The sequence below is a fragment of the Kitasatospora sp. CB01950 genome, assembly GCF_001905465.1.
Lineage (GTDB): Bacteria > Actinomycetota > Actinomycetes > Streptomycetales > Streptomycetaceae > Kitasatospora.
In genome coordinates this window covers 157,577-176,843 of the sequence record NZ_LISX01000013.1, presented here as the reverse complement: position 1 = coordinate 176,843, position 19,267 = coordinate 157,577, and the positions used below count along the sequence as shown (strand labels likewise).

The following is a 19,267-nucleotide window of genomic DNA, read 5'->3' as shown; positions in this document are numbered from 1 at the left end:
CACCACGTAACTGCCACGACACACCGTCAAGCGAACCGCTCGCGATCCGAGCCGCAACGGTCCGCAGAGATGTCTCGTCACACCCTTGACCGTGCACGGTCACCACCAAGCACTACCGGCTTGTACTATCAAAAGACCCACAGAACCGCCCGAACGCACGACCACGGGATGCCGACTCGACATCAGCGCCACCGCGATCATGGGGACCTGATGAGAACTCAGGAACGCGGCCCTCGGCCTCACCCGATCGGCCGCAGAGCCTCGGACCGGATCGGTCCGGGCCGGGCCGAGGCGGCGACACCGAGCTGTGGACGGCACCGACCGAAGGGCAAGGGAGCCCGGCCAGCATCTGCGGCGTCCAGGAGCATTTCTGATCGACCGTCAGATTCAGAACCTGCTCAACGCGCACCCGACCGAAGCGAACCCGCCTCGCCATCGACCCCTGCGCCGCCCGAGCAGCCACCCAAGGGTGAACCTCCGCACCGCCCCTCCCCCGCAAGCGCACGGTTTCTGACGGACCGTCAGGACCACACGGACGCAAGCTCCCTTTGCGGGCCTCCGGAAGCCATGGCGTCCTGGAACAGCCGGGGCCACCACCGCGTCCCGGCAAGAACCGAACTACTCGGAGGAGAATTCTCATGCGTGCTGTCAAGCGTGTCCTGGCCATCGGTGCCCTCGCCGCCCCCCTCGTGATCGGCTGTGCCGGACTCGCCTCCGCCACCGAGGAGCCGAGCGCCCACTTCGTCAGCGGCCACTTCGCCGCGAACGAGGACGTTGCGGCCGAGGCCTTCGTCGCCTCCTTCGTTTCCCCGGACTGCGTCGAGCACATCAAGGGCGAGGTCGCCGCCACCGACGAGGGCGTCGTCGGCGGCGTCACCGAGGACGGCGCTCACTTCTGAGGCCGTCCGGCTTCATAGAACGCAGGTGCCCGGCGGGTGGTCCACCCGCCGGGCACCGTCACGTCTGCGGCGGCCCGCTCGACCGGGTGTCGGGGTTCAGCGCCTGTCGTGGCGGCGTTCGGCCCGGTAGCCGGTGGGGACGCCCTCGGCGATGATCACGTCGGCGACCATGTGGCGGGTGCGCAGGGGCAGGATGTCCTGGTAGGCGGGCGAGTGGTACCAGTCGTGGGCCTGCCGGTAGTCGGGGAACTCGATCAGGATCAGGCCGGGCTCGCCCCAACTTCCCTCCAGGGTCTCGAACTTCGCCCGGTGGACGAGGAATCGGCCGCCGAACGCGTCGAGGGTGGCGTCGATGCGCTCCAGGTACTCGGCGGTGTCGGGGCAGAACTCGACGGAGTGGACGTGGGCCAGGGCGTAGGCGGACATCGTGACGCTCCCAGGAAGGTTCGGGATCGGGCTGACGTCGACGACGCTACGCAGCGGCTCGGCAGGGCGAATCCGTCACGAATAGGTAGGCACGAAGGGATAGGTGCGCGAAGGGGTGGGCGTGAAGAGGTGGGGCGGGCGCAGGCAGGCAGCCCGCCCGGGGCTGCGGGGGCGAGGGGTCAGGCGTTCCACTCGCGGGCGAGCAGCGCGTAGACGCACTCGCTGCCCCAGCGGTCGCCGTCGAGGTCGCTCTCGACGAAGTGGGCCTCGCGGCGCATGCCGAGGCGTTCGCAGACCCGGACGGAGGCGGTGTTGAGGGCGTCCAGGCGGGCGAAGAGGCGGTGAACTCCCAGTGATTCGAAGGCGGTTGCGGCGAGGGCGCGGGCGGCTTCGGTGGCGTAGCCCTGGCCGGCGTACTGCGGGTTGAAGACCCAGCCGATCTCGGCCTGGCGGGCGCGGGCGTTGGTGAGGGTGACGACGACCTCGCCGACGACGCCCGGCCGGTCGGCCCGGCAGACGGCCCAGAGGAGGATGTCGTCGTCGGCGCTCCAGCCGTTGTGGACGCCGCGGGTGCGGATGGAGGTCTCGTTGGCCTCGCGGGTGTGGGCGGGGCGGTAGAGGTAGCGGACGACCTCGGGCAGTGCCTGGTAGCCGTAGCGGTCGTCGGCGTCGTCCGGGGTGAAGGGGCGCAGGACGAGTCGTTCGGTGGTGATGGTGGCCGGGATGGTGGGCCGGGTGGCTGCCGGGGCGTGGTGCTCGACCTCGGTCATGGGTCCCCCTGGGTGGTGTCGTGCCGTGACGGGTGGTGCCATGGTGGCGTCTGCACACGATAGTTGACGGTGGGTCGGGGGTTCCGACGGTCGGGGGCTCGGCGGTTTCGGCGCAGGTAAGGGACTCGGCGAAGTGGCGGGTGGCGGGGCCGAGGTGTGCAATCCGCCGGCGGCGTTGGCGCGGGCGGGAAGCAGGGCGGTGTGGGCGCGGGCCGCGTGCCGGGCGCGTACCGGGCCGAGTACGGGACGGCGCCGGAGGAGGTCACGGCGGCGATCCGGAATCTGCCGTCGAAGCTCTGCGGGACGGTGAGTTCGGTGCGGCGGGTGTGGCGAAGTGCCGGTGGTCGTGCGGGCGTTGTCGGTGGTCCGTGCGATCGTCGTCGCACTGGGCGGGGGGTCGTTCGGCTGCGGAGGGGCCGGCGTCGGCGGATCGCGACCGACGATCATTCCTGCACGCTAGGGTGTCCTCCGGTGCGTTCGGGGGCGAACGGGACGTGACGGGGAGAAGTGGATGACTGAGGACCGGACCGCGGAGTCGACCGTCGTGGAGGGCGCGGTGCCGCCCGGGTACCGGGCGGATCCGCCGTTGTCGCAGGAGCAGGGCGCGGAGGCGGCGCGGCGCGGCGGTTGGCTGTTCACGGCGGACGAGGGCCACGACCCGGACGGGCCGGTGCCGGTGGGTGTCGTGGCGGGCGCGTGGCAGGTGGACGCCCACGGTGTTCCGCTGCGGTTCCTGCCCAATCCGCGGTACGGCGTGCCGGCGGCGGAGCGGCCTGTCGCGGAGGGCGCGGCGCCGCTGCCGCCGTTGCTGGCGGGTCGGCGTCCGGCCGGGCGGGCGCTGCTGGGGTGGCTGGAGGATCCGCAGGCGCCGCGGCTGTGCCGGGTGGCGGGGTCGAGCGGCAGCGGCCGAACGCACCTGCTGCGCTGGCTGGCCGCCGCGTGCCCGGCGGACAATCCGCACGCCGGGCGGCGGGTCGACGTGGTGCTGTCCGCCGCCGAGTCGACGGTGGACACCTTCGTGTGGCGGCTGGCCGCGTTGCTGCGGGTGTCGGCGGGCACGCCGGACGAGTTGCTGGCGGCGCTGGTCGACGGCGTGCCGCGGGTGCTGCTGGTGACGGATCTCGACCGGGCGGGCACCGGGCCGCTGGCGGACGCCGGGCAGCGGATCGCGGCCGAGGTGCTGCGGCCGCTGCTGCGGGTGCCGTGGCTGCGGATCGTGCTGGAGTGCTCCTCCGACACGCCTGCCGCGGCGGCGCTGGACGTGCCGTCCGCCGTCCTCGACCTGGACCAGCCGCAGTGGACCGACCTGGATGCCTTCACCCGCTGGTCGACGTCCCTGGCGGACCGTCGGCTCCCGGCGGAGGTCTATCCGTCGCCCGCGCTGGCGCTGCTGGCCGCGCGCGTCGAGGACGGCGTGCTGCTGGATGCGGGTGCGTCGCTCGCGCGGCGGGCCGAGACGCTCGCCGAGACCTGGTGGGAGTCGCTGCCCGAGCTGGTCCGGGCGCCGGTGGTGGCGCTGGCGTCGGTCCGGGGTCCGCTCGGTGCCGAGCTGTGGGGTGAACTGCCGGGCAGTCTGGGCCCGTTCGCGGTGGAGGAGGCGGTGCCGCTGCTGCTGCCGGCCGACCCGGACGGCTGCTACCGGATCTGGCCGGACTCCTTCGCCGCGCGCCTGGCCCGCGACGGCCTCGACCACCTGTCGATCCGGCAGAACCTGCTTCCGGAGCAGCTGGGCCCGCTGGACGCCGACCGGCTGGACCTGGTGCTGCGACACGCCGTGCGGACCTCGTCCCCGGCCGGTGAGCTGCTGGCCGACCCGGCCGTCGTGGCGTACGCCGGCCCGATGGCGGTGGGGCTCGCGCTGGCGCATGTCGGGGAGAAGCCGGACGGCGAGTCGGTGGACGGCGGTCCGGTCGAGCACCTGCGCAGGGCCTGGCGGTGGGCCGGGCCGGTGGTCACCGCGGCGGCCGACCCGGGCGGCCGGGCGTCCGTGCTGCACTGCTGGACGGCCGGGCAGGACGACGAGCTCGCGGAGCGGTTCGCGCAGCTCGCCGGGCACGGCTGGCGGGCCCGCTGGGCGTTCGCGCGCCGCGCCGAGCCGGTGCGGCTGCTCGCCCGGGTCGACGACCCGGCCGGCGGGGGCCGGCTCGCGGTCGCGGTCGGCGCGGACCTCGGGCTGATCGACGCGTCCACCGGCCGGCCGGCCGGTGACGCCCCGCTCCGGCTGTCGGACCGTACGGCGGTCGCGTTGGCCGCCGGTTTCGACGGCGGTGCGTTCGCGCTGCGGCGCGACGGCGCGGTCGAGCAGATACGTTCCTCCTCGGACGTGGTGCGGCGGCTGCTGGCCGCGACGGACGGCGGTGCGACGGCGCTCGCCGCGCGCGGCGGCGAGCGGCGGACGGTGGCGACGGGCGACGCGGCGGGCCGCGTCCACCTGCTGGACGACGGGGACGGGGCGCAGGCGGTGCGTTCCGACGAGTCGCTCCACGCCGGGCCGGTGACGGCGCTCGACCTGGCCCACCACGGCGGGCACCCGCTGCTCATCTCGGGCGGCGCGGACGGCGCGGTCCAGGCCTGGACGCCCGGCCGCGGCCTCCTCTCCGCGCCCCTGCCGGCCCGGGACACCCCGGTCGCCGCCGTCGCCGTCGCCCCCACGCCGGGCGGCCTGATGTGTGCGGCCGCCTGGGCCGACGGCACGATCCACGTCGTCCTGGCCGGCGCGGAACGCGCCACCCACGAGCTCCGCCTCGGCTCGCCGGTGGTCGGTCTGGCGATCACCGACGGGGGCCTTCTCTGTGCGGCCACCGCGAACGGCGTCCTGGGGATCGACCTCACGGCCCGGTAGCCGTCCCCGCCGTGCCCTGACAGGCCGTCAGCCGCCGGTCGGGGCAGCACCGGCCGGCTCCCGCGCGTCCTTCGGCGCCCCGGCGGCCGGTTCGGCCGCCGTCGCCGCCGAACCTCAGGTGCCGGGGCGGAGCGTCAGGTCGCTGACGGTGCCGTCGTGGGGGTGGTCGAGGACGGCGGCGAGGGCGGCGGCGACGGATTGGGGGGTGAGGCAGGCGGCGGGGTCGTAGGCCATCCGGAAGCGGGCGTGCAGGCGGCGTTGCATGGGGGTGTCGACCTCGCCGGGGTAGACGGTGGTGACGCGGACGCGGTGGGCGTGTTCCTCGGCGCGGAGGGATTCGGCGAGGGCCTTGAGGGCGAACTTGGACGCGGCGTAGGCGCCGAGGCCGGGTGGGGCGTGGAGTCCGGCGCCGGAGTTCATGAAGACGACGTGGCCCTGGGCGCTGCGCAGGGCGGGGAGCAGCAGCCGCGTCAGTTCGGCGGGGGCGAGCAGGTTGACGGTGAGGGTGCGGTCCCACAGGTCGGGGTCGCTGTCGCCGACCGGGCCCCAGTCGGCGATGCCGGCGATGTGCAGCAGGGAGTCGAGTCGGGGTGGGGCGGCGGGGCCGCCGAGGATGCGGGCGAGGCGGGCGGGTCGGGCGAGGTCGGCGACGACGGTGCGGCTGGTGGGGAATCGTTCGCGCAGCCGGGCGGCGGTGGGTTCGTCGCGGGCGAGCAGCCAGAGCCGGTCGCCGCGGGCGGCGAGGAGTTCGGCGGTGGCTGCGCCGATGCCGGAGCCGGCGCCGGTGAGGAAGTGCGTTGCCATGCCCGGGTTGCTACCCGGGTGGGGCGGCCGGGAAGACCGACAACCGGCCATCCCCGGCCGGGCGGGGGCGCGTCGCCCCTGCTGGGGCGCGCGGTAACGGCCGTACGCCGGGGGCGTGTTGTGGGGGTCGGCAGCCGGGGTGGTGGGCGCGTGCGGCGGGGTGGGCGCGCTCTCCGCGCCGTGGCGCGCCGGTCGGGTACCGGCCAGCGGGTGTCCGGTCGGGTCCCGGCGGGTGGGCGTGTGCGCTCCGACGTTGTGCCGAGGTGCGACCGGGGCGCGGTGGTGGCGGCGCGTGCGACGGTGGGCCGGCGGTGCGGGACGCTCCCGGGTGTCGCCGCTGGCGGGATGCCGCAGGGCGTGCGCGCACGGTCGCGCCGACGGCGGCGCGGGGTGCTGCTGGGCCCGGAAAAGCGCAGGTAAAGGGCGGGTTGGGGGTCCGCGGGCCTGCTCCCGGCATGCGCCGTACGGAATCCGGCCAACCCTTCTCGAAGCCCTTTCGACGGTCGCGCCGGTCCTTGCAGACTCTCGGTGGCGGTCAGCCGATCGCACAATCGGTCCGGTCGAACGTCCCTCCGCTGCCGTGCGGTTCCGGCACCAGGGCGTCACTCCTCCTGCGATTCCCCTCCCCTGCGACGCGCCATGGAGCACTTCCGATGGACATGCGTTACGAGGCGTACTCCTACGCCGATCCGGTCTTCTACGACTCCCCGGTCCAGTGGGCGGCCCGCGACGAGTTCCCCGCGGCCTCCGAGGCCGCGCCGGGCGGCTGGGTGCGCAGCCTGCGCGAGGTGTGGGTGGGCTACCGGCCGGCCGCGCCGCCGCTGCCGGAGCAGGGCTGGAAGATCCACGTGTCGGCGTGCCTGGACAACGCGCCGTGGATCCTGGACGTGGTGCGGGCGCACTGCTTCGAGCACGGGGTGGCGTTCAAGTTCCTGCGCAGCCCGGCGCTGGTGCAGACGCAGAACGCCAAGTACGCCTCGCGCGGCTCCAGCGGGAAGTTCATGACGCTGTACCCGGCCGACGAGGCGCAGTTGGAGCGATGTCTCACCGAACTGGACGAGGTCTTGGCGGGCGCGCCGGGGCCCTACATCCTGAGCGATCTGCGCTGGCGGCGCGGCCCGCTGTACCTGCGCTACGGGGCGTTCACCGAGCAGTGGTGCCGCAACGAGGAGGGCGAGCTGGTGCTGGCGCTGCGCGAGCCGTCGGGCGTGCTGCGTCCGGACGTGCGGCGGGCGGCGTTCGACCTGCCGGCGTGGGCGCCGGTGCCGGGGGTGCTGGCGGAGGCGGTGGCGGGCCGGGGGCGCAGCAGTGTCGACGACTTCCCGTTCACGGTGGAGCGGGCGCTGCACTTCTCCAACGGCGGCGGGATCTACCTGGCGCGGCCGGCGGGCGGCGGCGAACCGGTCGTCCTGAAGGAGGGCCGTCCGTTCGCGGGTCTCGACCAGCGCGGCGAGGACGCGGTGCAGCGGTTGGTGCGCGAGCAGCGGACGTTGGAGGCGCTGGCGGGTCTGGACGCGGTGCCGGCGGTGCTGGGCGGGTTGACGGCGTGGGAGCACCGTTTCCTGGTGCAGGAGTACGTGGCGGGCGAGGGGCTGCACCACTGGTTCGGCCGGCGCTATCCGCTGGTGCATCCGGCGGCGGACGAGGCGGCGGTGGCGGCGTACCGCGAGGAGGCGACGGCGGTGCTGGACGCGGTGGAGCGTGCGCTGCGCGCGATCCACGGCCGCGGGATCGTCTTCGGGGATCTCCATCCGCGCAATCTGATTGTCCGCGAGGACGGTTCGGTGGTCTTCGTCGATTTCGAACTCTCTTCTCCGGTGGACGAGTTCGTGCGTCCGGCGCTGGGTGCGGCAGGGTTCGCGGCGCCGGCCGGGCTGACCGGGTTCGAGGTGGACGAGCACGCGCTGCGGGCGCTGCGGCTGTGGGCGTTCCTGCCGCTGCTGCCGCTGACGGCGCTGCATCCGGCGAAGGGTGCGGCGCTGGCCCGTTCGGCCCGCAAGCGCTTCGAGCTGCCGGACGGGTTCCTGCCCGAGCCGGACGCCGGCCGGGCGGATCAACTGGCGGGCGTGGAGGGGCTGTTCGGCGAGGGTCGGGAGGGCTGGCCGCGGCTGCGGGACGGGCTGGTGGCGGCGATCGCCTCCAGTGCCACGCCCGAGCGGGCGGACCGGCTGTTCCCGGGCGACCCGGCGCAGTTCACCCACGACGGCCTGGGTCTGTCGTACGGCGCGGCCGGTGTGCTGTGGGCGCTGCACACGGTGGGCGCGGGCGTCGATCCGCGGCATGTGCGGTGGCTGCTGGACGCGGTGGAGCGGCAGCCGTGCCGGCCCGGCCTGTTCGTCGGCGCGCACGGCACCGCCTGGGTGCTGGACCGCCTGGGCCACCGGGAGAGCGCACTCGACCTGCTGCGCCGCCTCGACAAGGACGACGCGGACGGCGCGGGCCCCGACCTGTCGGCGGGCCTGGCGGGCATCGGCCTGACCCGGCTGCACTTCGCCCGCGCCACCTGCGACCGCGACCTGCTGGCGGCGGCCGCCGCGAGCGCGGACCGGGCCGTCGCGGCGCTCCACCTGGGCGAGTCCTCCTCGGCCTCCACGGCCCGGCCGGGTCTGCTGCACGGCGCGAGCGGCACCGCGCTGCTGCTGATCCGCCTGTTCGAGGAGTGCGGCAACCCGGTCCTGCTGGACCTCGCCCGGGCCGCCCTCGACCAGGACCTGGCGCGCTGCGTCGTCGCCGAGGACGGCACGCTGCAGGTGGACGACGGCAGCCGGGTGCTGCCGTACCTGGAGTCCGGCAGCGCGGGCATCGCCGCCGTCGCGCACGCCCTGCTGCGGCACCGGCCCGATCCGGCGCTGGCCGAGCAGGCGGCGCTGATCCGGGCCGCCGCCGAGCCGGAGTTCATCGTGCAGCCGGGCCTGTTCAACGGCCGGGCCGGGCTGATCGCGCTGCTCGGCCTGGACTCCGGGCCGGACGACGACCTGGTCGACCGCCACGTCCGCCGCCTGGCCTGGCACGTGCTGCCCCGCAACGGCCAACCCGCTTTCCCCGGCGAGCAGTTGCTGCGCCTGTCGATGGACCTGGCGACCGGCACCGCCGGTGTGCTGACGGCCCTTGCCTCGGTGTACGACGGCACCCCGCCGATGCCGTTCTGGCCGGCCGACGGCTGAGCCGCCGCTCCCCCGCACGCGGGCCCCTGTGTGCCCGCTCCACCACTCCCCCGGACGCGGGCCCCTGTGCGCCCGCTCCGCCGCCCCGTCGCGGCCGGGTCATGCCGCCCCACGAGTTCCGGCGACCGCCGGAGAAACCGCAGCACCACCGAGTCCCGTAAGGAGACTGTCATGGCGATCCTCGACCTGCAGGCGCTGGAGACCCCCGAGGAGACCACCGAGTACCGCTCGGTCCTCAGCTCGCTGAGCGCCGTCAACTGCACCAACAGCACGGTGAGCACCCTGCTCTGTCTCTGAGCAACCCCGGCCGGCCGTGCGCCCTGCGCACGGCCGGCTCCGCATGTCCGCCCGCGCTCCGGGAGCCCCCGTGACCACCGCACCGCCCCCTGCCCCGCGGTCCGTGCCGGCGTTGAAGCGGCGCTGGACCGCCGCGCTGGCCCTGGCCGTCGCCGCCGGCACCGCCTGCACCCTGCTGCTGCCCCGCGTGCTCGCCCGGGCGATCGACCGGACGCTGGCCGGGGCGGGCCTGTCCTCCTCGATTCCCCTGCTGGTGCTGGTGGTGATCGCCGCCTGCGCGGAGGCCGCCGCGCAGTTCGCGGCGCCCGGCGGCGCGGCCGCGGTGGGGGGCGCGCTGCGGTCGGCGGCGCTCCGGCGGGTGGGTGCGGCCGGGCCCGCCGCCGCGGCGGGCGGGCCGACGGCGGGCGATCTGGCGGCGCGGCTGACCGGCAGTGCCCCGCAGGCCGCGCTGGCGGGTCCGGCCGTGGTGCACACCGTCGCCCAACTCCTCACCGCCGCAGGCGCGGTGGCCGGGCTGTTCCTGCTCGCGCCGCGTCCCGCGGTGGCGTTCCTGGTCGCGGCGCCGGCCGGGTGGCTGCTGGTCCGCCGCCAGGTGCGCCGCACCGCCGGTCACGGCGAGGCGTACCAGGCGGCGCAGTCCGAGATCGCCTCCCGGCTGGTGGAGGCGCTGCGCGGCGGCGCGTCGATCGCCGCGGCGGGCGCCCGCTCGGCGGAACTCGCCCGGGTGCTGCGGCCGTTGCCCGAGCTGTCCGGGCACGGGTACGCCCTGTGGCGCAGCCAGCGCGAAACCGCCTGGAAGGTCGGCCTGTTGGTGCCCGCGACCCAGGTGGCGGTGCTGGCCGCGGCCGGTGCGGACCTGGCCGCCGGGCGGCTGACGGCAGGGGGTCTGGCGGCGGCGATGGCGTACGCCACGGTCGGGCTGGGCGGGTTCGGCGCGGCGCAGAGCCTGTTGGACCTGGCGCGGGCGCGGGCCGCGGTCGCCCGGCTGGCACCGCTCGGGGCCGACCCGAATCCGACGCCCCGATTCGTCGAACTTCCCTGCGGAGGAGGCGGGTTGGAGTTTCGCCGGGTGGTGGTGCGGGCCGGCTCGGGTCTGCTGCTGAACCATCTCGATCTGGCGGTCCCGGCCGGTACGTGGGTCGCGGTGGTCGGCGCGGACGGCGCCGCGACGTCGGCGGTCGCCGCGCTGGCCGCCGGTCTGCTCCGCCCCGAGCGGGGCGAGGTGCGGCTCGACGGCGCCGACGTCGCCGCCGTCGAACCGCGGCAGCTCCGAGCGGCCGTCGCCGTGGCGTTCGCCGATCCGGTGCTGTACGGCGAGACGTTCCTGGACGCGTTGCGGATCGGTCAAGTCGACGTCGAGGAAGGGCAGTTGATGGACGCTGTCCGGGCCGTCGGGGCGGACGCGTTCCTGCGGCGCCTGCCGTCCGGCTACCGCACGCCGCCTGCGGACGCGCCGCTGTCGGGCGGCGAACGCCAGCGGGTCGGCCTGGCCCGGGCCCTGTGCCGGGACGCCGCCCGGCTGCTCGTCCTCGACCATGCCACGGCCGCCCTCGACCCGTCCGCCGAGGCCACCGTCCTCGCCGCCCTCCGCCCCCGCGCCGCCACCCGTCTCTGCGCCACCCGCAGCCCCGCCCTCGCCGCCGGGGCCGACCTGGTCGCCTGGCTCGACCGCGGCCGCGTGGTGGCTCTCGCCCCGCACAAGGCCCTGTGGCGCTCCCCCGCGTACCGCGCGCTGTTCGCCGCCGCCTCATGACCGGGCGTCGCACGACGAGCGGCAGTTCGAGGACGGCGGGAGGGCCGCCGGGGCGGCGTTCGGCCTTGCCGGTCTTCCGTCGGGTCGGCGCGCTTCTGCCCCGGGTTGCTCCACAGCCGGCCGGGGGCATGGCGCGACGTCCGCCCGCGACCCGGGCCGCTGCGCGCCACTGCGACCGCCCCGCCCGTCCCGGCTGCCACCGGCTCGGTGGGCCTGCGTCACGGTCGGGTCTGCACGGATCCACCGCGACGCCTGTCGCGCGCCCTGTCCGCGACGGGCCCGCCGCCTCGGCCGCCGACCCGCCGAGGCCCGCCCCATGACGCGAACTCGCCCCGACAGCCCTGCGGAGTGCACCTCATGACGTCACCGTCACCGTCGCCGCCCCTCCTCTCCCCCGGACTCGCGCTGCTGCGCGTCGCGCTCGCCGGCAGTCTGCCGGAGCTCGGGAAGCTCGCCGGGTGGACGGTGGTGTCCGCCGCGCCTGCCGCGCTGTCCGGGAAGGCGCTCGCGCTGGCCGTCGACCGGGGGTTCCTGGCGCGTCAACCCGCCACCGGATGGGGGTGGTTGGCGCTGTTCGCGGCCGCTGCGGCGGTGTCCGCGTGGGGGACGCGCAATGCGTACCGGCCGCTGGCCCGGGTGGTGGAGCCGGCTCGGGACCGGTTGTTGCGGGCGACGGCCGACGGGGCGTTGCGGCGGACGGCGGCGACGCGGGCGGATCCGGATGCGGCGGCGGTCGCGGTGGCCCGGATCACCCGGCAGGTCGAGGCGGTGCGGGACGGGCTGGCGGGCCAGTTGTTGCTGGTGTCGCATCTCGCGCTGACCCTGGCCGCCGTCGTGGCGGGCACCGCCGCGCTCGCCCCGGCCGCGCTCGTCCCGGTCTGCGCGCCGCTGCTGGTGGCGATCGGCGCGTTCGCCGCGCTCACCCCCCGGATGGCCCGGCGGCAGCGTGAACTGTTCGCCACCGAGGAGGAGTTCACCGCGTCCGCGCTGCGCACCGTGGCGGCGCTGCGCGACCTGACCGCCTGCGGGGCGGAGCAGCGCGCCGTCGACCGGGTGGTGGAGGACGTCACGGCGAACGAGGCGGCGGGCCGTGCGCTGGCCCGACTGGCCGCCGCCCGGCACCTGTTGGTGGCGTTGGGCGTCCACGGGCCTTTGGTGGTGCTGGTGTCGACCGCTCCGGCGTTGCTGCGTCACGGTCTGAGCGCGGGCGGGCTGCTCGGTGCGCTGGCCTATCTGCTGGGGACGCTCGAACCGGCGTTGCGGCTGCTGGTGCAGGGTCTCGGGCCGTCCTGGCTGCGGCTGTCGGTGGCCGCCGAACGCCTGGCCGGCGCGGCGGCGTTCACGCCGGAGGAGGAGCCCGCCGTGCCGCCCCTCGTGCGGCGGCGGCGACGTCCTCCGGCCCTGGAGCTGCGCGGCGTCGACTTCGCGTGGGGGCTGGACGCCCGGCCGGTGCTGCGCGGGCTCGACCTGACGCTCGGGGACGGCGAGAGTCTGGCGGTGGTGGGGCCGTCCGGGACGGGGAAGTCCACGCTGGCCGCGCTCGCCGCCGGGCTGCTCCGCCCGGACGCCGGGCTCGTCCTGCTGTCCGGTCTGCCGGCGCGGGAGTTGTCCCCCGGCGCGCTCGCCGCGCTGCGGGTGCTGCTCCCGCAGGAGCCGTACGTGTTCACCGGCACCCTCGCGGAGAACCTCCGCTGGCCGGATCCGGCCGTGCCGACGGCCCGGCTCCGCGAGGCGCTGCGCGCGCTCGGGGCGGAGGCGTTGACGGATCGGCACGGCGGTCTCGACGGGCCGGTGGGGGCGGCGACGCTCTCCGCCGGTGAGCGCCAACTCGTCGCGCTGGTAAGGGCGTTCCTCAGTCCGGCGCCGCTGGCCGTGCTCGACGAGGCGACCAGCCACCTGGACGCCGCCGCTGAGCTCCGCATCGACCGGGCGTTCCGTGCCCGTCCGGGCGCGCTCCTCACCGTCACCCACCGCCCGTCCCAGGCCGACCGGGCGGACCGCGTGCTGCACCTCGCCCATGCCGACTGGTCGCTGACCGGCCGCCCCTCCCGCCTCCCGCGGGCGCAGCGGCGGGCGCGGTCCGGGGCCGAGCCCGACGGTGCGTCACAATGATCGGATGACGGACGAGCGGCTGCGGGTGGTACTGGCGGAGGACTCGGCGGTCCTGCGGGACGGCATGACGGAGTTGCTGACGGTGCGCGGCCTGGAGGTGGCGGCGGCGGTCGCCACCGGCGAGGAGCTGATCGCTGCGGTCGCCGAGCACCGTCCGCAGGTGGCGGTGGTGGACGTGCGGATGCCGCCCACGCACACCGACGAGGGGGTGCGGGCGGCGCTGCGGATCCGGCGGTCGTGGCCGGAGGTCGGGGTGCTGGTGTTCTCGCAGCATCTGGAGACCGGCTGGGTGGCCCGGCTGCTGGCGGACGGCGCGGCGGGCGTCGGCTACCTGTTGAAGGAGCGGGTGGCCCGCAGCTCGGAGTTCGTCGACGCCCTGCGCCGGGTGGCCGCGGGCGGCACGGCGCTCGATCCGGAGGTCGTCACGCATCTGATGCGGGCCCATCGCCGCAGCGCGGTGGACGAGTTGACGCCCCGTGAGCGCGAGGTGCTGGCGCTGATGGCGGAGGGCCGCTCCAACCGGGCGATCGCCGAGCGGCTCTCGGTGTCGGAGCGGGCGGTGGAGAAGCACGTCGCCTCGGTGTTCACCAAGTTCGACCTGCACGCCTCCGCGGCGGACAACCGACGGGTCCTGGCCGTACTGGCGTACCTGGCCGAGACGGAGTGACGGCTGGCGGTCGCGGGCGGTACCGCCCGTGCCCGCTCCCGCCGTTCGCGGCGATGCCTCAGCCGAGGTCGTCGACGACCTCCCGGAGGTACTGCACAGCCAACTTCTCGGCGTCCCGGCGTCGTTCGACGGGTGCGCCGGCTGACCACTGGCGGTAGAGGTCGGCGGCGGCGAGGAGTGCCCGGCCGGCTTCGTGGCGGTCGTAGCCGCTGAGGGTGGCCCGGAGGGCGTGGGCCGCGTCGGGGGCAGCGGTCTCCAGGCGGCGGACGCCACGCGGGTGCGTGCCTGCGCGGCGGGCGGCGAGCGGGCCGAGGACGAGGTCGCGCAGGTGGGTGAGGACGCCGATGGTCTCGAAGAGTTCCCCGCGCCCGAGTTTGGTCGCGCCGTAGTGCACCCAGACCCAGAACCGGTCCTCGACCCACTGAAGGTCCAACTCGCTTGGCACTGCGGGCTGTTGGGCGAGGGCGTCGGCGAGCAGGCCGTCCCGGTCCCAGCAGATCGCGGGGTCCTCGGTGCGCTCGGCGAAGTCGGCGAGCCGGACGAACTTGAAGTCCACGTGCAACAGGGGCGGCCCGACCAGGGTGACGATCAGCCGAGGTTCGCCGACGTGTTCCCCGGTGAACCCGGCGACCAGCGGGGCCCAGCCGCCGATCAGCGCCAGTCGTTCCCGCAGGACGGCGTCGTACGCGTCGTCGTCGACGACCACGATCAGGTCCACGTCCGAGTAGCGGTCGGGGCGGCCCTCGGCGATCGATCCGCCGATCGCGACGCCGACGATGCGCGGGTCCTGGCGCATGCGCGGGAGGGTGTCGGCGAGGAACTGGCGGTGCAAGGAGGGGATGTCCATCTGCTTTCCTTCCGGCCGGAGCAAAGCAGAACAACGTAGCACCTTGCCAAGGTCAGGCGCGGGACGCAACCCGTCAACGGCCCAACGATCAGAGGCGCAGCGGCAGTTCGGCGGTGATCTCGGTCGGGCCGCCCGGCGGGCTGCTGATCCGCAGGGTGCCGTCGACGGCGGCGACGCGGTCGGCGAGGCCGTGCAGGCCGTGGCCGGGGGCGGCCGTCGCGCCGCCGTGGCCGTTGTCGTGGACGGTGAGCCGGATCCGGGTGGCGGTGGTGGTGACGGTGAGGCGGGCGGCGGTGGCGGCGCTGTGTTTGCTGATGTTGGTGAGGAGTTCGGCGGCGCAGTACCAGAGGGCCTGCTCGACGGACTCGTCCGGGCGTTCGGCCGGGTCGACCTGGAGGGTGACGGGGACGGCGCAGCCGGCGGCGAGGGCGGGCAGGGCTTCGGCGAGGCCGCCGTCGAGGCCGGTGGGGCGCAGTCCGCGGGTGAGGGCGCGGAGTTCGGCGATGGTGTCGTCGGTCTGGGTGCGGGCGCGGTCGAGCAGGGTGCGCAGGCGGGGGTCGGTGTCGGGGTGGTCGGTGAGGGTGTCGTCGGCGAGCGAGAGGGTGATGGCGAGGGCGACCAGGCGGGCCTGGGTGCCGTCGTGGAGGTCGCGTTCGAGGCGGCGCAGTCGCGCGTTTCCGGTGGTGAGCAGGGTGTGGCGGGCCGCTTCGAGGTCCTGGACGCGCTGGTGGGTGCGGGCCGGTCCGAGCAGGTGGCGGGCGAGTCGGCGGTTGGCGTCGGCGGCGAGGCGGATCAGGGGCGGGGTGAGGGCGAGCAGGGCGAGGCCGAGCGGCGGGGCGGCGAGGTCGAGCGGGGTGACGGGGTGCGGGCCGGGTTCGAGCAGGCGCAGCCAGAGCGGGAAGCCGAGCAGCCAGCCGCAGCCCAGTGGCAGCAGGACGGCCGCGAAGCCGAGGACGCCGAGCGGCAGGCGCAGCAGCAGGTGGCCGAGGGTGCGCCAGGCGACGGGGTCGGCGAGCGCGGCCCGGATCCGTGCGACCGTGCCGTCGGGGCGGGCGGCCGGGCCGGGGTCGGGGACGTCCTCGCCGAGCAGTCGCCTCGTCAACCACCGCTGGGGTGTGCCGAGTCGGCGGGCGCCGGCCAGCGCGAGCGCGGTGACCGGCAGTCCGACGACCGTCAGCGAGAGCAGCACTCCGGCGTACAGGGCGGCCAGCGCGTACGCCCCGCCGAGCAGCGCGACCGGCAGCCCGGCCACCAGGAACGCCGCCTCGCCGGGCCGTACCGTCCACCATCGCCGTGCCCGCCCGCTCATCGCCGACCTCCTTCTCCGGTTCGGACCACTTCCGTTCCGGCCTCTCCCGTTCCGGACCTCTTCTGTTCCGGCCTCTCCCCGTTCCGACGATCATGTTCCCGCGGTTCAGCCCGCCGCTGCGGTCGGGGGCCGCCGCATTGCGACTGTCGCGGCGGCGAGCGCCGTGGGGACGGTGAGCAGCACGGCCGCGGCGGCGATCCGGGCGCAGGTCCCGACGGGGACGGTCGGTACGGGGCTGCCGGTGGCGGCCAGGCTGAACGCGCCGGTGGTGGCGGCGGTGACGGCGCCTCCGAGGAGCAGGCCGAGGGCAGCGGTGAGCGCGGCTTCCAGCGCGACGACGCGCAGCACGTCCGTGCGGGTCGCGCCGAGCAGGCGCAGCAGGGCGAACTCGCGGCGGCGCTCGCCGGTCAGCGTGACCAGGGTGGTGACGGTGGCGATCGCGCCGAACCCGCCGAGCAGGCCGAGTTCGGCCTGCCGCAGCCAGCTGTCGGTGGCGGAGGTGGCACCGCCGGGCGGTCCGGCGGTGGCGCGCAGTGCGGTGCCGGTCGTGGTCGCCATGGTGGCGGACAGGCCGGTCAGCAGGGCGATCGGCACGACGGCGGAGGCCAACCGGCGGGCGTACCCGCGCAGGTTGGCGTCGGCCTGCCAGCCGGTGACGGGGAGCACGGTGCGCAGGACGCGTCCGAGCGGAGCGGTGACGAGCGTCGTGAGCAGCGGGCCGGCGAGGGCGACGGCGACGAGCAGCACCAGGGCGGCGAGCAGAGTGGCCTGCGCGGCCTTGTCGACCTCGGCGGGCGGCCGGGTCGCGGCCAGCCGGACCAGCAGCGCGCCGCCGGTGAGCGCGGCGAGCGCGGCGAGCAGCCGGACGGCGCCGGGCCGCCGGTCGGGTCCGGAACTGTCGGCGAGCGCGGCGGCGGGAGCGGGTGCGGTGACCTGCCGGGCGGTCAGCGAGGCGGCGGCGACGGCCACCAGCAGGGTCGCCGCGGTGGCGACTCCCGCAGCGGGCAGCACGCTGTGGATCCGGGCGTGCGGGGCGGCCATCGCGCGGTGCTGGAGCGCGACGAGGAGGGCGCGGGCGGCCGCCGCGCCGAGCAGCGCGCCGGGGGCGGCGACCAGTACGACGGTCAATCCGGCCTGGCGGCGCAGCAGTTGGCGGATCTGACGGGGCGTGGCGGCGAGGGTGCGCAGCAGCGCGAGGTCGCGGTACTGGTGCCGGAGCGCGAACCCGAGGGTGTTCAGGGCGACGAAGAACGCCACCAGCACGGTGATCTCGCCGAACGCCCCGACGATCAGCCCGAGTCCGGGCCCCCGCATCTGCCCCCGCTCGGCGGCGGACACCCCGCGCTCGGCCCCCAGCAGCGCGCCGAGCGCGGTGACGGTGGCGACGGCCAGCAGCAGCGCGGCCGCCAGCCCGGCGAACCCGGCGGGTCGACGGCGCAGTTGACTCCAGGCGAGCACGGCGGTCATCGCACTTCACCGCCCGTCGCGGCGGGACGGCCGGCCGAAACGGCCGAAACGGCGGAGCCGGTGGCGCGGCGGCGCGGCGCGCAGGGGGAGACCGCCGCACTCGCGGCCCCCGCCGGGACATCGGCCGGGTTCGCGAAGTCCTGTTGTCCACCGCGCAGTTGACGCCGAAGTCGCTCCGCACTCATCACGCCTCACCGCCCAGTCCTGCGAGGGCTTCGGCGACTCCATGGGAGGTGGGGTGGTGGAGTTCGGCGACCAGCCGGCCGTCGGTGAGGAGGAGCACGCGGTCGGCGTGTGCGGCGGCCGCGGGGTCGTGGGTGACCATGACGCAGGTGGTGCCGTGGTGGTCGACGGTGTCGCGGAGCAGGTGGAGGATCTGGGTGCCGGTGGTGCGGTCGAGGGCGCCGGTGGGCTCGTCGGCGAACAGGATGCGGGGGCGGGAGACCAGGGCGCGGGCGATGGCGACGCGTTGCTGTTGGCCGCCGGAGAGTTGGGCGGGGCGTTGGCGTTCACGGCCGGCCAGGCCGACGCGGGCGAGGGCGTCGCGGACGGTGGTGCGGGCGGGGCGGCGGCCGGCCATCCGGCCGGGGAGTTCGACGTTCTGGGCGGCCGTCATGCCGGGCATCAGGTTGAACGCCTGGAAGACGAAGCCGACGTGCTCCCGGCGCAGCCGGGCCAGCCGCCGTTCGGGGAGGGCGTGGACGGCGGCGGGTCCCCACCAGACCTGGCCCCGGTCGGGGCGGTCCATGCCGGCCAGGCAGTGCAGCAGGGTGGTCTTGCCGGATCCGGACGGTCCCATCACGGCGGTGAACGTCCCCCGCCGGAACTCCACCGTCACCCCGCGCAGCACGGGAATGTCGCTGCCGCCGCGCCGGTAGCTGCGGTGCAGCCCTTCCGCCCGGGCGGCGTACTCCGCTTCGGTACTCGTGATGCTGTTCATGTCTTCATCCTGCGCCGCCGTCACCTGAGGTTTCGCCCGTGCCAGCACCCGTCCTCGGGGTTCGGAAAACCGCACCCCCGGCCCGCGCGGGCGGCGGGCCGGGGGTGCGTGCGGCGCGGTGGCCGGACGGTGCCGCCGTAGGACGTGTCCGGTGGCGGGGTCGCCGACTGCCGGTCAGTGGGTGGAGATGGTGACCTTGCGGAAGTCGACCGGCAGCGTCGGGTAGCCGTCGCCGGGCGCGTTCTGGTCGTCCTCGCCGCCGGCGGCGATCTTCTGCAGGACGTCCATCCCGCCGGTGATCCGGCCGAACGGGGTGTAGTTCGGCAGCAGCTTGGTGTCCTTCCAGACGATGAAGAACTGGCTGCCGTTGGTGTTCGGGCCGGCGTTGGCCATCGCGACGGTGCCCGCGGGGTAGGTCGCCCCTTCGAGGTTCTCGTCGGGGAAGGAGTAGCCGGGGCCGCCGCTGCCGGTGCCGGTCGGGTCGCCGCACTGCAGGACGTACAGGCGCTGGGTGGTGAGGCGGTGGCAGTGGGTGCGGTCGTAGTAGCCGCGTTCGGCGAGGAAGCGGAACGAGAAGGTGGTGCAGGGGGCCTTGTCGGTCAGCGCCTGGAAGGTGATCGCGCCCTGGGTGGTGCGCAGGGTGGCGCTGTAGGGCTTGGCCGCCTTCTTCGCGTCGAAGACCGGTATGCCCTTGAAGTTGTCCGCCGGTACCGCGGGCGAGTACACGCACCCGGTGCCGGCGGAGGGTGCGGCGGCCGGCGGTTCGGCGGCCACCGCGGTGGTGGACAGCGCGAGCGGCAGGGTGGACAGGGCGGTGAGCAGCGCCCAGGACTTGCGCTTCATCTGGCGGCCTCCCCAACGGAGTTGGTCATGATCGTCGTTGATCGTGGACCTGCCATACTTGCCCACTGCGGCCCCACCCACACCCCGGACCGCAACAGTCCCACCCTTGCCGCTCCCTTGCGGCTGC

Annotated in this window: 15 protein-coding genes; 7 read left to right on the top strand and 8 right to left on the bottom strand. The window is 75.5% G+C overall.

Going from position 1 to position 19,267, the window contains the following annotated elements; genetic code table 11:
• Positions 1 to 638 precede the first annotated feature (638 nt).
• Complete coding sequence (locus tag AMK19_RS27565) at positions 639 to 899, top strand: hypothetical protein (protein ID WP_073816338.1); 261 nt, start codon at positions 639 to 641, stop codon at positions 897 to 899.
• Between the two features lie 96 nt (positions 900 to 995).
• Here the strand turns inward: AMK19_RS27565 and AMK19_RS27560 are convergent, their stop codons facing one another.
• Positions 996 to 1,325, bottom strand: coding sequence for a DUF1330 domain-containing protein (locus tag AMK19_RS27560; RefSeq protein WP_073816336.1), 330 nt, complete (start codon positions 1,323 to 1,325; stop codon positions 996 to 998).
• Between the two features lie 179 nt (positions 1,326 to 1,504).
• The gene (locus tag AMK19_RS27555; protein WP_073816335.1) at positions 1,505 to 2,095 is read right to left on the bottom strand and encodes a GNAT family N-acetyltransferase; all 591 of its coding nucleotides are present in this window, start codon (positions 2,093 to 2,095) and stop codon (positions 1,505 to 1,507) included.
• A gap of 511 nt (positions 2,096 to 2,606) precedes the next feature.
• Between AMK19_RS27555 and AMK19_RS27550 the strand changes: the two genes are divergently transcribed.
• Complete coding sequence (locus AMK19_RS27550; protein WP_073816333.1) at positions 2,607 to 4,937, top strand: hypothetical protein; 2,331 nt, start codon at positions 2,607 to 2,609, stop codon at positions 4,935 to 4,937.
• A 114-nt stretch (positions 4,938 to 5,051) separates the two neighbouring features.
• Here the strand turns inward: AMK19_RS27550 and AMK19_RS27545 are convergent, their stop codons facing one another.
• Entirely contained in the window at positions 5,052 to 5,741 is a 690-nt protein-coding gene (locus tag AMK19_RS27545; RefSeq protein ID WP_073816331.1) for an SDR family oxidoreductase, read from the bottom strand.
• Positions 5,742 to 6,394: 653 nt separating this feature from the next.
• Between AMK19_RS27545 and lanKC the strand changes: the two genes are divergently transcribed.
• From lanKC to AMK19_RS27525, 5 genes are all read left to right on the top strand, one after another.
• A complete protein-coding gene (gene lanKC / locus AMK19_RS27540; protein WP_073816329.1) occupies positions 6,395 to 8,905 on the top strand; it encodes a class III lanthionine synthetase LanKC in 2,511 nt (836 codons plus the stop codon).
• A gap of 171 nt (positions 8,906 to 9,076) precedes the next feature.
• Positions 9,077 to 9,202 (top strand): SapB/AmfS family lanthipeptide, encoded by a 126-nt coding sequence (locus AMK19_RS35530; protein ID WP_099897422.1) that lies wholly within the window; start codon positions 9,077 to 9,079, stop codon positions 9,200 to 9,202.
• Between the two features lie 70 nt (positions 9,203 to 9,272).
• The gene (locus AMK19_RS38285; RefSeq protein ID WP_274537004.1) at positions 9,273 to 10,955 is read left to right on the top strand and encodes an ATP-binding cassette domain-containing protein; all 1,683 of its coding nucleotides are present in this window, start codon (positions 9,273 to 9,275) and stop codon (positions 10,953 to 10,955) included.
• 357 nt (positions 10,956 to 11,312) lie between these two features.
• Complete coding sequence (locus AMK19_RS27530; protein WP_073816328.1) at positions 11,313 to 13,067, top strand: ATP-binding cassette domain-containing protein; 1,755 nt, start codon at positions 11,313 to 11,315, stop codon at positions 13,065 to 13,067.
• A 4-nt stretch (positions 13,068 to 13,071) separates the two neighbouring features.
• The gene (locus AMK19_RS27525) at positions 13,072 to 13,734 is read left to right on the top strand and encodes a LuxR C-terminal-related transcriptional regulator (RefSeq protein ID WP_083647410.1); all 663 of its coding nucleotides are present in this window, start codon (positions 13,072 to 13,074) and stop codon (positions 13,732 to 13,734) included.
• Between the two features lie 58 nt (positions 13,735 to 13,792).
• Here the strand turns inward: AMK19_RS27525 and AMK19_RS27520 are convergent, their stop codons facing one another.
• From AMK19_RS27520 to AMK19_RS27500, 5 genes are all read right to left on the bottom strand, one after another.
• Positions 13,793 to 14,581: a nucleotidyltransferase domain-containing protein gene (locus AMK19_RS27520; RefSeq protein WP_073816326.1), complete on the bottom strand. Its 789-nt coding sequence runs from the start codon at positions 14,579 to 14,581 to the stop codon at positions 13,793 to 13,795.
• A gap of 88 nt (positions 14,582 to 14,669) precedes the next feature.
• On the bottom strand, positions 14,670 to 15,890 hold the full coding sequence (locus tag AMK19_RS27515) for a sensor histidine kinase (RefSeq protein ID WP_073816324.1): 1,221 nt from the start codon (positions 15,888 to 15,890) through the stop codon (positions 14,670 to 14,672).
• 105 nt (positions 15,891 to 15,995) lie between these two features.
• Positions 15,996 to 17,357, bottom strand: coding sequence for an FtsX-like permease family protein (locus AMK19_RS27510; protein ID WP_073816322.1), 1,362 nt, complete (start codon positions 17,355 to 17,357; stop codon positions 15,996 to 15,998).
• Positions 17,358 to 17,541: 184 nt separating this feature from the next.
• Positions 17,542 to 18,297 (bottom strand): ABC transporter ATP-binding protein, encoded by a 756-nt coding sequence (locus AMK19_RS27505; protein ID WP_073816320.1) that lies wholly within the window; start codon positions 18,295 to 18,297, stop codon positions 17,542 to 17,544.
• A gap of 174 nt (positions 18,298 to 18,471) precedes the next feature.
• A complete protein-coding gene (locus AMK19_RS27500) occupies positions 18,472 to 19,140 on the bottom strand; it encodes a peptidylprolyl isomerase (protein ID WP_073816318.1) in 669 nt (222 codons plus the stop codon).
• Between the last annotated feature and the right edge of the window lie 127 nt (positions 19,141 to 19,267).